Source organism: Myxosarcina sp. GI1(2024), assembly GCF_053543375.1.
Genome location: NZ_JBKGTY010000002.1, coordinates 541,331 through 554,105, shown reverse-complemented (window position 1 = coordinate 554,105; position 12,775 = coordinate 541,331). Strand labels below are relative to the sequence as shown.

Sequence of the window (12,775 nt, the reverse complement as noted above, 5' to 3'; positions counted from 1 at the left end):
CTATCAACCAATGACTAATTAAATAGCCGTATAATTTTTTACTCGTTTTTCTGCTGTAACCCCTAAAATCTTGGCCAACCAAGGTGGTGGAGAAGTGGCGATCGCTTTTTGTAGGTCTGCTAGAATTTCTCTTGCCGAACCACCCGGTTCTACTTTCATCGGATAGATATAAGCCTGGATGACTTTAGCCGCAGCAGGACCGCCGATAGAGACAACATAGAGAACGGGACAATCTTTAATTAAATTGACTCTAAATCTATTTTTGTCTTCGGCGAACTCTACTTCGATGGCGGAGCGAACATCGATTAATCTAATTTCATCTACTGATAGCTGATAAATTAGGTAACGATGGCATGAACCAAAATGTCCGTCTAACTGCTCTCCAGTGTTGGAAGCAACAGCAATTCTGATGGAGTTGGGCAGATCTCCTTCTCGATATGGCTCGATGGGTAAATTTTCTTCAAAGTAACCCGTTTCACCCCACAAGATTCTTACTGCTTCTTTGAACGCTGCGATATCGCTATTATCGGCATCTTCGCCTTCCCATTCACTATCTACTTCATAGATATTGCCGAAGGATCTTTTTAACTGAGTAACGGTAAGCTTACTGAGAGATTCTTCGGTAATTTCATAGTCGAGATTGGTTTGCAAAGCCTCAACTAAATCCTTGACAGACACATCGGGTAATACTCTAGCAGCCAAGGCAATTCTCAGGGCAAGTTCGTTGGAAATGGGTTGGGTTGTCATAATTTTTGTCCTTTGTTATTTGTCCTTGGTCTTTCGTTTTTCGTCTTTATTCAATAAACCAATGACTAATAGCCAACTTATATCAGATTGCTTGAAATATAGTGATTTGAGGTATTTACATTAATATGATTAAGCCTGTACTCGAAATTCTCAACCCTGTGTTTATAGAGTCACGAGCAATTTTGTTTGGATCGAGGTACGAGTATTTTTTTCAACTAGTACGGGTATATTTGAGTAGGTAGTTAAATCCCAATGTGGTCGCGCCTCAAATTTAGATAAATTTCTGGTTATAGCAGTTCTAACTCAATTTTTTTGGGAACTATTACTGTATTTACTTGGGATAGAATACCTCGCGATGACAATGGTGCAATAGCATTGGGAGAATTATTTGGTTGGTTATTAGAGTGAAGAGCGATCGCCTTTGGGTCAAGAAACATCTCGAACCCGAAGAAGAAAAACTACGGTTTTCAAAGTAGATGAGGTTTAATTCAATAGTAAACTTTTCTTGCATCAAGCAATCGACCTTGCCCCAAAAATAGTAATGGGCGCAAACCCTGCGCCCCTACAAAAATTACAATTGTTTTACCTCCGCTACTAACTGCGATACTACATCCTGTGCGCTACCGAATAACATAGTTGTTTTGTCTTTGTAGAATAGTTCGTTATCTACTCCTGCAAAACCTGTCCGCATACTGCGCTTGATGACTATAGCGTGTTGTGCCCGATCGACATCGAGAATGGGCATACCGTAGATGGGACTGTGACTGTCGTTACGGGCGGCGGGATTGACCACATCATTAGCACCGATAACTAGAGCCACGTCAACGCGATCGAATTCGGTGTTAATATCATCCATATCGTATAGGCGATCGTAGGGAACATTGGCTTCGGCTAATAGTACGTTCATATGTCCCGGCATTCTACCTGCAACGGGGTGAATGGCATATTTAACATCCACTCCCATTTTTTCTAGTTGAGAAGCCAATTCTCGTACGCCGTGTTGCGCCTGAGCTACCGCCATACCGTAACCGGGAACGATTACCACAGAGCGAGCATAGCCCAACATCATTGCCCCTTCTTCACTGTCGATAGAACGGTAGGTTTTATCGATTTCTCTGCCACCTGTACCACCGACGGTAGTACTGTCGCCACCAAACGCACCAAATAGCACGTTGGTAAGAGGTCGATTCATCGCCTTACACATGATTTGGGTCAAAATTAACCCTGAAGCTCCAACTAATGCCCCGGCGACGATGAGCATACTGTTGCCTAGAATAAAGCCGACGGCACTGGCAGCCAAACCCGAACACGAGTTCAACAGAGAAACCACGACAGGCATATCAGCACCACCAATGGGCAGTACGAATAAAGCGCCGAGCAGTAAAGAGATGGCAGTTATAGCCAGAAAAATTGCGGAATTTTCGGGCTGAATTAATAAATAAATACTACCGACTAAAAAGCTAGCCAGCAGTAAAACGTTAACCGGTTGTTGTAGGGGAAAGGTAACGGGGGAACCAGTTACCAAACCTTGAAGTTTAACAAAGGCTAATACACTTCCTGTCAGAGTTACGCCACCGATGAACACTCCCACAATAGCAATAAAAGTCGCATCTAAAGGAACAGTACCAGTAGTACTGAGTAACCGCCAGAATTCACCGACAGCTACCAAAGCTGAAGCCGCACCGCCAACCCCGTTAAAAATACCCACCATTTGCGGCATATCAGTTATGGCAACTTTTTGTGCTGCGATCGCACCAATTAAAGAACCAGCAATGATACCTACCAAAATCCATTCATAATTGAGTACGGATTGGTTTAACAAAGTTGCGACAACAGCAATTAACATTCCCACTGCTGCTAGAAAATTACCTTTACGGGCGGTAGCGGGCGAACCTAATTTTTTCAACCCCAGAATAAATAGGGCAGCAGCAGTTAAATAAGCTAGTTCGATTCCCGTGTTTAAATATGTACTCATGATGCTTCTTTCTTTTTAAACATTTGCAGCATTCTGTCGGTTACCAAAAAACCGCCAACGACGTTGACTGTAGCTAGCACTACGGCAAGTAAGCCCAAAATCGTAGTGAGGTTCCATTGCCTTACTCCAGCAATTAATAAAGCACCTACGATAGCAATGCCAGAAATAGCATTAGCACCAGACATTAAGGGAGTGTGCAAAGTCGGGGGAACTTTATTAATTACTTCAAATCCTACGAAGGAGGCGAGAACGAATACGACTAAGCCTGTAAGTAATCCTGCTTCCATAAAATTAACTCCTATATTTTTTGGTTGGTAGTTAGTAGTTAATAGTTAGTAGGAGGGCTAAACACTACTAACCACTAACAACGCTTCTTTTACCCGTTGGTTACGAATCTCTCCAGCGTGAGTTACACAAGCACTACCAGTAATGTCGTCGTCAAAATTAAGCTGTAGCTCTCCATCTTTAGTCAAATGTTTGACGAAGTTTAAAAGATTTTTGGCATACATCTGACTGGTATCAGCAGGGACGGTACTAGGTAAATTGGTGGGACTGATGATAGTTACGCTTTGATAGTTGATGTTTTTACCAGCTTCACTACAGGCGCAGTTGCCGCCACTTTCTGCTGCTAGATCCACGATTACCGAGCCCGGTTTCATCTGCGCCACTGTTTCTGCTGAAATTAACAGAGGTGCTGGTTTACCTGGAACTTGGGCAGTAGTAATCACGACATCAGCCTTAGCAACGTAGGGACTCAATCTCTGACGAATTCGCTCTTGAGTATCGCTCCCCACTTGTTTGGCATAGCCACCATCGCCTTCAGTAGTTTCTTCAAGGTCAATCTCGACAAAATTACCACCGACACTTTGAACCTGTTCTTTGACAGTCGGGCGAATATCAAAAGCTTCTACCACTGCACCCAATCTTCGTGCCGTGGCGATCGCCTGTAACCCAGCTACACCGGCACCTAAAACTAATACTTTAGCTGGCGGGATCGTTCCGGCGGCAGTAGTCATCATCGGGAAAATTCGCGGTAAACTAGCTGCTGCTAATAACACTGATTTATAACCAGCAATGTTAGCTTGAGACGACAACGCATCCATGCTTTGAGCGCGTGTAGTACGAGGAATTAGCTCCATACTGAAAGCTGTAACTTGACGCTGTGCTAGCTGTTGAATGACTGTAGGATCGCCCAAGGGATTGAGAAAACTAATTAGGGTTGCTCCCGGTTTGAGCCAGTCTATTTCCGACTTACCATCTTGCTTGCCAGGAGGATTAACTTTAAGCAGAATATCTGCTGTTCCCCACAATAAGGCTGGATCGGCAATTATTTTGGCTCCTACTGTTTCGTAGGCGGCATTGTCATAACCAGCACCAACACCAGCACCCGTTTCTATCCAAACTTCAAAGCCTTTTTTGACCAAACGGGATACGGTATCGGGGACTTGTGCTACTCGAAGCTCACCTAGCTCGTTTTCTTTGACAATGGCTACTTTCATAAAGTTCTCCTAATCTTTAAAGAGTCATTGGTTATTAGTCTTTGGTCGTCGGTCATTAGTGACTGATTCTAGGTAAATGACAAATAACGAATGACGAAAGACTATAGCAACTTATATCAGCCGAGAATTGGAACGGTATAATTTGGGACTCAGATTAGATTGGTTAAGGTTGTACTTCTAGGGTCGAAACCTAGCTAAAATAGGCTAAATGAATTGTTATTGGGGTAAGGTACGAGTATTTTTGACCGAAAGTACGGGTATTTTGAGTAGGTTCGTCGCCAAACACATGTTATCCCCCTCCTAAGAAACAAAATCAGTCACAGAGGGGGAGACGGACTGAGGAGTCAAATCAAAGCCGAGAGAGTGAGATTTTTTGGTCAGGTTTTGAACGAGTCGCTCTTGATATTTTTGTTCGTAATAATCAACTCCTGGATCGACATAAGCCTCACCTCTGGTCCAAAGATAATAGAAAAGCCGTGCTATTGTCTTGGTGCGCGTTCCCATGCTGGGGAAACCCCAGGGGGGTCGCACCGCTTTATGTGCTGTAGCTGTAAGTGCTTGAGGAGTACCCAAACGGGTTCGCAGACGACGAGAGAATGCACCCAAAGCAGAACGACTATTTTTGAGAGCTTGAGCTGCCATTCGGAAGGCATTAGCTGCTCGATTAACGACACAACGAGTCTGAGAACTTTTAATCTTACCTCCAGTTATACGAGAAGCAGGACATAAACCCAACCAAGAACAAAAATGTTTGACAGAAGCAAAGCGAGTCGGGTCAAGCCCAACTTCAGAAAGAATTGTCTGTACCGTCAAAACCCCAAGCCCATCAATTCGAGTGAAATCAACACCACTAATACGATAGAGATGAGTTGTCAAGTCAAAATTAGGTTGATTCCCTTGAGGTTTATGGCGTCGATTTTTAGCGGGAAGAATGGGTGAAGTTTCGACATCAATTTGATTAGCAAACTAAGCTAGACATTGCTCAATTTTTCGGTCGCATTCAGCGATCGCTTTTTGATAGACTTCATAAAGTTGTAATTCCTGTTGCAGCACAAAAATGTGTTCGACACGGTAATCTCCAGTTAAGGCTTGAGCTATCTCTGAGACACTACTCTTGATGCGGGGATTTTTCAAAGCAGTAAGACTTGGGGGTTTCTTTCTCCAGCCACAATAGCACGAATAATTGCTATGCCAGTGATGCCAGTAATATCACTAATCACCCGATGCAGTTGCAGATTCATTTGCCTAAGAGCTTTCTGCATTCGTTGAACGTGAGTACTGGCACTTTTAATTAGCCTATCTCGTTGACGAATATAACTACGCAGAACGCAGATTTGGTCATCGGGTCGAAATGAACCAGATAACAGACCATAACTGTGTAATTGCTGTAACCATTGACAGTCAAGTACATCACTGTTACGTCCAGGGACGGTTTTGACATGATGGGCATTGACTAACTTGACTTCCAAACCTTGAGTTTCCAGAATTTGCAATAGAGGAATCCAGTACACTCCCGTTGATTCCATTGCTACTGTCTTGACTTGGCACTCTTTTAACCAATTGGCTAAAGCATACAAATCACTAGTAATTCTCCTAAACGGGATAGCCCAATTGTGGCTTCACCAATTTCATTCCCTTAAACATCTAGAACCACGCTTCTGTGCGGGCGCAATCGCACCAATGAGGGTTCGGTCTTAACTGTCAGGCGACCACCATTAATATTAAGGGGTTTTCTCCTCTGTGACTGATTTTGTTTCTTTTATTCATTATGAGCAATCGCCGCTCATGGAACGCTTCTGTCAGACTCCGAAAACTAGAGCAATTTCTAAGTTCTGTGACCATTATCCACTGTGCGATCGCTTGATTGTTTCTTAAGAGAAACTTTCCTAAGCGACTGGCGTTTGCGTAGCAAGCGAACCAAGAACAACGCTAAGCCGTCCAAAAAACTGGACAAGCTCAAGAAATAGCTGATAAACTCAGTGGAATGGAATCATTAGACCACCGTAAAGAGAAGGAATTGAAAGACAAACAGTTGCTTAACCGTTTACGCTTGGCGACAACACGAGTCAAAGATGTGGAGCGAGAGCGGCTCTGGGCGCTCGCGACGGCTCATGCTGAAGGTTTATCAATCAGAACAATAGCTAAAGCCACTGGCTTAAGTTCAAGCCGTATCCATCAACTGTTACACACTGATCAAGCCCATCAAATTCCTGACTGGCTGAATAATCTGCCAAATTCAAAGATCGAGATGAATGCACAATCAGATGGTGAGGGTAAGCTGTCGCTCAAACAGCTACAGCAACAGTTGGCTGATGAAGGAGAAGTCATACGTTGGTGTATCGATTGGCTGGAGCAATTAGCTCGTGGGGAAAAAGTGGTAGTTAATCTAGGTGCCGAATCAGACCCCAGAACAGCATATGTAGGTGTCGAGCGCTCGTGGGTACTGCGAGTGCTGAAGAGGGTTGCTGGCAATCTCGATCGATTATCAGGGACTTCTTACCCCACTGAGGAGAGTGAAGTAGAACCGAATCCAATCATGAGGGGTGTTAAACGTCGGAATCGTCTTGGGGAACCAGAGCCAGAATTATCATCTCTTAGTCAGCGCGAACAACGAGCTATTCTGAGGGAAAAGATGGGTTTACCACCAATCTAAAGTAGTCGAGTAACAAAGAATTGTAGCGATCGCTGTATCAAGAAAACTCTAGCCTAAATGGTAGGGGGAATTTTAACGAGATTTCAATGGTTTGATGGAGCTAATTCTCAGAGGGTTTAACTGGTACACAAAATTAAATTCCCAAAGAATCTCTGTAAAACAGATGCAGTAAAGTTTTGCCTTGTTTTGTCCACTAAATTGGACAGCTTAGCGTTATTCTTGGTTCGCTTGCTACGCAAACGCCTAGATCCAGAACCAGAGAAGCTGTCAGCTAGGGTCAGAGAGACTCCGTCGTTCCACGGCGGAGCTTCCTCTGACTTCGTCAACTCGCCTAGGGTCAAGCCCAAACCAAAAACTCCCAAACAAACCAAACCCAAACGAAAGAGACAAGCACCCTGGAAGGATGAAAGTCAGTTTAAAAAGTTCTATCGAGCATTAATTCAAGCTCTGCCTATCGTGGCTAATTCTCATTCTCCCCAAGGACTAGCACAGACGATTATCAAACAACTCAGATGTGGCATTCCCCACAGTTATTGGGATGATTTCATTGCAGGACTGCCCATCGGCACATCGACTAAGCCTGAGTGGGAAATCGAGCCTGGTGTTCCCTACCCGATGTTTGTCGAGTACCTGACGGAGAAGATTAAGAAAGGCGACAACAGCACTACCGACGAACAGACTCGTAATGAGGTCTTCAGGATTTTAGACAAACCCCGTCAAGCCAAAGCCTTGTGGGTGCAGTTTAAACGCAGTGTAGTCAATGTTTCCCAGCAGGTAGAACGCGATCGCTCTCTGGGAGTTAGCAGTCCCAATACTCCCGTCTGGACTAACGGTATTTAAACAATAAACAAAGCCAAAAAGAGATAAAATACTTACCAGACTTGTGTTTTACGTCAAAGAACTAACCAATGGAAGCTGGGCAAACAATCTGCCGACCCACCTCGAATTGAATTCGAGGTGGAAAGCGGCAGTGCATTCCGCACCTTTGAACACTTTTTCTGAAGCTTTGGAAGCTTTTCGTACAGCTATATCTTGAGGACACGGATTCTGAGCCAAGCTCAGAATCGTGAGCTGTCCGTATCGTTTTGTTGAATGGCTCAACCATAATCGTGACGTATTCATAGCTTATAAAGATAGTTTGGGCTATATTTGGGCTTAATTTTTGTTTGAGTACCGATAATCGATGTGTGCCAAACCAAGATAAAAGTGATGAACTAATTTCTCTAAGTAGGGGGGAACAAATAACTCCCCCCAGTACAAAAAGGAGAAAACAAGGACATGGTACGGGATATATCAAGTGCATGCCTATAAAGCGGTGTGGGAAGGAGTACCAGCAGTACTGGTATCACTATGAAGAGTGGGAGGGGGGCGATCGCCCGATCAAAAAGTCACGTTATATTCCCAAGCGTTTACTAGCAAGGGTAGAGAAGATGGAGGCGGAGAAATTGCCAGTGAGGGAAATATTGGAGGTCTTGGGGGTTGAGAGGTAGGGCGGTCGCCAAAATCATAGGAAGAATAACTTGGCTCTACTTCACCAACATTGCCATGACCAAATTCATCAAGGTGTGTATGACAAGCACCAGATTGTTGAGAAGCTGGATGAAGTGAAAGTGTGCGCCATGATACGCATTAATAGAATCGCCAACACAGTTGGCTGGAGTTCGGGGTAATCGACTCCAAGGTGAACAACTAACCTAGACCCGAAAGGGCGAGGGGACAAGAGCATGTTCGTAAAGCGGGAAGTAATAGAAGACGTGTACATTACAGTCCTGCAACGCCTGAACGATATGGTTAAAGCTAAACTGCTTGAACCCTAATATCCAGCGATGGAACTGCACATCCTTCGGTAGCACGTCTATACACCGATGTTATTGGTAACCATTAATTCAAGTTTCATTAATGGTACACCCCGACCAATAAGCGATGAGTAATGAACTCATTCAAGGATATGAGTAGGAGCCTAAGTCGTTCTTTATACGTTCTATGGTGACGGAACATGGGATTGCCTATGGGACGCGAGCCCTAAGGTAACGGAGTTCTAATAGTAGTCGTGGGAGTAAAGCCCTACCAGGGAGAACGGGAGAGCCGTTTACAGGGCGAAGTAGAACAGGTAATTGGATGTTACAAAAATCGAGAGGTACGCGAGATGCGGACAGCCGAAACGATACTGAACATCATACGTGAGCGCGGACAACGTGGATTGCATGTAGAAAATGTATATCGACTGTTATATAATCCAGACTTGTACTTACGCGCCTACGCCAAGCTATACAGCAATGCAGGTGCGATGACACCAGGTGTTACGCCGGAAACGTGGATGGAATGTCGCTGGAGAAAATTAACACCATCATTGAGGCTCTGAGATATGAGCGTTATAGATGGACTCCAGTGCGACGTACTTATATCCCGAAGAAAAACGGCAAACTAAGACCACTTGGGATGCCTTCTTGGTCGGATAAATTACTTCAAGAAGTAATTCGTTCTCTAATAGAAGCTTACTATGAGCCACAGTTTAGCGAAGACTTCCACGGTTTTCGACCCAAACGCGGGTGTCACACAGCACTCTTAGAAATTACCCAGAAAAGTCGAGCGACAAAGTGGTTTATCGCAGGAGATATCTGCGCGTGTTTTGATAGAATAGACCATACTATCTGTTAAAAATACTACAAGAGAAAATTCACGATAATCGCTTGATTCGTCTAATCAAGGGGTTGCTGGATGCAGGGTATTTGGAAAACTGGAAATATCATGACACCTATAGCGGAGTTCCGCAGGGTGCAGTTGTAAGTCCCATACTTTCCAATCTGGTGTTAGACAAGCTGGATAAATACGTCGAATACGAGCTAATACCAGCATACACACGTGGTCAACGAAGGAGAGTCTACCCACCTTACAATGTACTGACTAAAGCTGCTTCAAAAGCACGCCAAGCTGGAAAATTGGATGAGGCACGGAAACTGAGCCAACAGGCGCAGTCAATTCCGTCCCGCAACCCCAATGATCCCAACTTTCGTCGCCTTTGGTACACAAGGTACGCCGATGATTTTCTGTTGGGAGTAATAGGCTCAAAATCCGAAACGGTGGAGATCAAACAGAAGCTCGCCACGTTCTTACGTGACGAGTTAAAACTGGAACTCAGTGAAGAAAAGACGCTCGTTACCCATGCAAGGACCGAAGTGGCTAAATTCCTGGGTTACGAAATCCACATACTACACGCCGATAATAAACATGACTATCGAGGTCAAAGATGTATCAATGGCAGCGTAGGATTAAAGGTTCCCAAAAGCGTAATTAAAGACCATTGTGTCAAATATCTGCGCTCTGGAAAACCGATACACCTAGCGCAAAGAGTATCGGATGATGCCTACAGTATAGTTACCCAGTATCAAGCGGAGTACCGAGGAGTAGTCCAGTATTACCGTATGGCTTACAACCTCCATATGCTTTCTCAACTAAAACGAGTTATGGAGCTTTTCCTGGTAAAAACTTTGGCGAAGAAGTTCAAAACTACTTGCCAGAAAATTTACAAACGTTATCGCACACCATTGATACAAAAGATGGCACTTATAGAGTGCTACAAGTAACAGTGGAAGGTGATTCTAGGAAACCTCTAATAACCTATTTTGGTGGCGTTTCTCTGCGTTGGAACAAGTGGGTCAAAATCGATGATAATCTGGACACTCAGATCTGGAACGGACGTAGTGAAGTCGTTCAACGCCTTTTAGCTCAAAAATGTGCTCTTTGTGGTGCTAAGGACAATATTGAAGTCCATCATATCCGCAAATTAGCAGATATTAAGCAAAAAAGACACGAAGAACGCCCAGAATGGATGATGAAAATGTCGGCACGCAACCGTAAAACTTTAGTGGTTTGCCGCCAGTGCCACGAGAAAATCCAATATGGACGCTACGATGGTGACGCTCTAAGACGTAAAAATTACTGGAAAGCTACGTGATACGGAAACGGTCATGCGTAGTTTGGAGGGGGGTGGTTGGAAAAGTACCATAATGGTAATTCGCTGGCTACCTACCCTACTTCACGTCCAGTTTCGCAGACAAGTCCTAGAGGTGACTATTCGGCTTAGTTTAACTGTACCTCTGCTAGAATCAAGGTAAGACAAGATATTGAAGGAGGGCTGATTATGACTATCTTAATTGCCCCAAGCACTGAAAGCTGCAAAGTCTCTCGTAACCAACTTACCGCTTCGGAAGTACAACTATTAATTACGGTCAGGTATACGCAGCTTTCGGCAGCTAGATTTGAAGGGCTGTGGGATTGAAAACAAAATATCGAGTCTGAAATGCTTATTAGGCAAGTGTTTCGAGCGCTTATTGCCCAAGCGTGACAGCTTCGCTAGTTTCACCTCTAGTTAGTTTTACACACTAGGTTCGGTAGAGCCGCTAATTTCAACAATTTTCCTGACCATGATTGATGACACAAAGTTAGTCTGGGATTTACAGCGAGCCAATCAAATCGCTCAAAGCTTTTCTACTTCCCTAGACTTAGAGAAAATCGCTCGCTTGGCAACGGATGGGTTGGTTAAGTATTTCAACTGTGCTTTCGCTCGGATTTGGCTAGTCGAACCAGATCGTAAAATGTTGCGATTGGTTGCATCATCTGGATTATATACTCGCACAGATGGTTCTTTTAGCCGCATCCCAATGGGGGCATTTAAGATTGGTAGAATTGCTCAAAATCGCGTATCTCTATTAAGTAATAACTTGGCTTCGGAGTCTTGGGTTAGATATCCTGAATGGGCAATCGCCAAAAAATTAAGAGTTTTGCTGGTTATCCCTTGGCTAATTCTGACAAGGTAATTGGGGTATTAGCTGCATTTAGCCATAATCCCATGAGACCAGAGTTTTTAAAAGTATTGTTAAGTCTCTGCACTACCTTGACTGTGGCTTTAGAGATTGCCTCGCTGCACCAGCAAGAAAAACAAGATTCACAAGCTGTCAAGCCAGAAATTACCCTTGCAGAACTCTCGCTTTCTGATCGCCTTCCTTATATACTGGGTCAGACAAAGTTGACAGTGCTAGGAACAGAAAGAAGTCTCGACTTATCTCAGACTGAAGTATTTCTAAAAGTTGCTCAGATCCTTAAAACCCTGGATTGTACTTACTGTCGCTTAACTTATGAAGTAGATTCGGTTTCCCTAGAAGCGATCGCCGCTACTTTACCGACAATCCCCCAGTCACCAAAAGAGTGGGAGAGAGCGGTTTTTGGGAATTTGTTCTTGATCGCATCCTGTTTTGGTGGAAGCCTCAAAATCAACACCGAAGCAAGTATTAAAGCGATTCAGGTTTCTCTGACATTTCCCTCCCCAGTCAATCTTCCAGAGTTATCCCTGAAGATTCAATGTCGCCTACCTCTGCTGCAAATAGGATTTACTCAGCTAGCTTATTCAGCAGGATTAAGAGTTTGTGCTAATGAGGAGCGTCATATTCCCCTACTGACAGATCGAACTTCTCTGATGGAAAAGAGCGATCGCCTCATTTGGGTTAACCATGACTCAAAAACGGTTCCTAGTGGGGCAAAAGCTCAAGTTGACCTCTCTACGACTTCAAGCCAATTACGGGAAGCGGTTGAAACTGTCATGAAAGGAGATAGTTGGGGACTCAATAATCATATTGGAACGCAACAGAGACTTACTAATCGAGAACAGGAGGTAATCGCACTTCTAGCTAAAGGATTACGAGATCGCAATATTGCCGACCAACTCTACATTAGTGATAGTACCGTTAAGTTTCACATTAGCAATATATTAGCCAAACTAAAAGCAAAAACTCGACTTCAAGCACTTTATAAGTTAATGCGTGCTGACGGATTAGAGCTTTAAATTTACCAATGGATCTGTCAATAAGTTTGTGTCAAAGAAAGTTAAAGTGGAAGCCGTCCTTC

10 protein-coding genes and 2 pseudogenes are annotated in these 12,775 nt (G+C 43.9%); 6 read left to right on the top strand and 6 right to left on the bottom strand.

Annotated elements, in window-relative coordinates; all coding sequences use genetic code 11:
* Nucleotides 1–18: 18 nt before the first annotated feature.
* The 6 genes and pseudogenes from ACLFKQ_RS11640 to ACLFKQ_RS11615 all read right to left on the bottom strand — a co-directional run.
* Complete coding sequence (locus ACLFKQ_RS11640) at nucleotides 19–747, bottom strand: dinitrogenase iron-molybdenum cofactor biosynthesis protein (RefSeq protein ID WP_448999970.1); 729 nt, start codon at nucleotides 745–747, stop codon at nucleotides 19–21.
* A gap of 287 nt (nucleotides 748–1,034) precedes the next feature.
* On the bottom strand, nucleotides 1,035–1,184 hold the full coding sequence (locus tag ACLFKQ_RS11635) for a hypothetical protein (RefSeq protein WP_448999969.1): 150 nt from the start codon (nucleotides 1,182–1,184) through the stop codon (nucleotides 1,035–1,037).
* A gap of 134 nt (nucleotides 1,185–1,318) precedes the next feature.
* Nucleotides 1,319–2,722, bottom strand: a complete 1,404-nt coding sequence (locus tag ACLFKQ_RS11630) for an NAD(P)(+) transhydrogenase (Re/Si-specific) subunit beta (RefSeq protein ID WP_448999968.1) — start codon at nucleotides 2,720–2,722, stop codon at nucleotides 1,319–1,321.
* Nucleotides 2,719–3,009 carry an NAD(P) transhydrogenase subunit alpha gene (locus tag ACLFKQ_RS11625; RefSeq protein ID WP_448999967.1) on the bottom strand — a complete coding sequence of 97 codons (291 nt, stop codon included), beginning with the start codon at nucleotides 3,007–3,009 and terminating at the stop codon, nucleotides 2,719–2,721. Before ACLFKQ_RS11625 ends, ACLFKQ_RS11630 begins: the two co-directional genes overlap by 4 nt.
* 57 nt (nucleotides 3,010–3,066) lie before the next feature.
* Nucleotides 3,067–4,221, bottom strand: coding sequence for a Re/Si-specific NAD(P)(+) transhydrogenase subunit alpha (locus ACLFKQ_RS11620; RefSeq protein WP_448999966.1), 1,155 nt, complete (start codon nucleotides 4,219–4,221; stop codon nucleotides 3,067–3,069).
* A 300-nt stretch (nucleotides 4,222–4,521) separates the two neighbouring features.
* Nucleotides 4,522–5,819 (bottom strand): annotated as a pseudogene (locus ACLFKQ_RS11615) (IS110 family transposase); the annotation flags it as partial.
* Between the two features lie 386 nt (nucleotides 5,820–6,205).
* Between ACLFKQ_RS11615 and ACLFKQ_RS11610 the strand changes: the two are divergent.
* The 6 genes and pseudogenes from ACLFKQ_RS11610 to ACLFKQ_RS11585 all read left to right on the top strand — a co-directional run bounded on the left by ACLFKQ_RS11610 (nucleotide 6,206) and on the right by ACLFKQ_RS11585 (nucleotide 12,713).
* Entirely contained in the window at nucleotides 6,206–6,874 is a 669-nt protein-coding gene (locus ACLFKQ_RS11610) for a hypothetical protein (protein ID WP_448999965.1), read from the top strand.
* A 186-nt stretch (nucleotides 6,875–7,060) separates the two neighbouring features.
* Entirely contained in the window at nucleotides 7,061–7,714 is a 654-nt protein-coding gene (locus tag ACLFKQ_RS11605; protein WP_448999964.1) for a hypothetical protein, read from the top strand.
* Between the two features lie 1,306 nt (nucleotides 7,715–9,020).
* Nucleotides 9,021–10,829, top strand: a pseudogene (locus tag ACLFKQ_RS11600) (reverse transcriptase domain-containing protein).
* Nucleotides 10,830–11,015: 186 nt separating this feature from the next.
* The gene (locus ACLFKQ_RS11595; protein ID WP_448999963.1) at nucleotides 11,016–11,153 is read left to right on the top strand and encodes a hypothetical protein; all 138 of its coding nucleotides are present in this window, start codon (nucleotides 11,016–11,018) and stop codon (nucleotides 11,151–11,153) included.
* Between the two features lie 145 nt (nucleotides 11,154–11,298).
* Nucleotides 11,299–11,691, top strand: coding sequence for a GAF domain-containing protein (locus ACLFKQ_RS11590; RefSeq protein WP_448999962.1), 393 nt, complete (start codon nucleotides 11,299–11,301; stop codon nucleotides 11,689–11,691).
* The gene (locus ACLFKQ_RS11585; RefSeq protein ID WP_448999961.1) at nucleotides 11,628–12,713 is read left to right on the top strand and encodes a LuxR C-terminal-related transcriptional regulator; all 1,086 of its coding nucleotides are present in this window, start codon (nucleotides 11,628–11,630) and stop codon (nucleotides 12,711–12,713) included. Before ACLFKQ_RS11590 ends, ACLFKQ_RS11585 begins: the two co-directional genes overlap by 64 nt.
* Nucleotides 12,714–12,775: the final 62 nt, after the last annotated feature.